Origin of the sequence: Yersinia sp. 2542 StPb PI (genome assembly GCF_048593855.1) — a bacterium.
GTDB lineage: Bacteria > Pseudomonadota > Gammaproteobacteria > Enterobacterales > Enterobacteriaceae > Yersinia > Yersinia enterocolitica_E.
The window spans coordinates 1-732 of sequence record NZ_JAZGQA010000458.1 but is presented as its reverse complement, the minus strand read 5'-3'; the positions used below and the strand labels follow the sequence as shown (position 1 = coordinate 732).

The window sequence follows — 732 nt, the reverse complement described above, 5'->3', positions numbered from 1 at the left end:
AGTTATTAATCGAGACGTATTTTTTACCCAATCGAAATGACAAAAATATTTTTTTTCTATTTCAAAAGGATCATGCTTAAAAACGGTATGGTGGCCCAATGGCTGTCTGGATACATACCTATACTCATAACCTAAATAAGAAATTACGGGTCCCCAAAGCTCTTCAATATGTTCATTAGAGTATGCGACTCCAAATACTCTTAATTTATTTATCTCTGGGTGGGATATTTCATGCCTAACAGGTTCATATACATGATGTTTTGCATTGTTCATGCCAAAGTAAGGTACTGTTTCTTTTTTGGTTATTTCTTTGATTAGAGAGTAAATTCCATTGCTAAAGTCTTCATTAATATTATTAATGCTTGTATCAAAATGTTTTTTTCCTGGTTGATTATCTACAAAGTTTATTATTTTTCTAGCAAAGTCTCTATAATCACCAAATTTTGCACATTGTAAAACAGTAGGGGGGGATATTTCCTTATTGCCACCAACATCCCAAGTTACAACCGGAACATGGGATGCTAATGCTTCTAGTATCACCATACTACAATTTTCAAAATTACTTGGTAGCATTAAACACTTAGACTTTCTGATTAAATCAAATCTCGCGTTACCTAATACTTGTCCTTTTTTATGAACTTTACATTTTACTTTAGGTGATATTTTAAGTGTTTCAGACTTTGCACCAAATAATAGAACATTGAAGTTATCTGGTAAATATTCAAGTATTCT

The 732-nt window shown here is 31.7% G+C and carries 1 protein-coding gene; it reads right to left on the bottom strand.

Annotation, left to right across the window (positions count from 1 at the left end; translation table 11 throughout):
- A partial coding sequence (locus tag V1952_RS22270) for a glycosyltransferase family 4 protein (RefSeq protein WP_420075600.1) occupies positions 1 to 732 on the bottom strand: 732 nt, incomplete at both ends.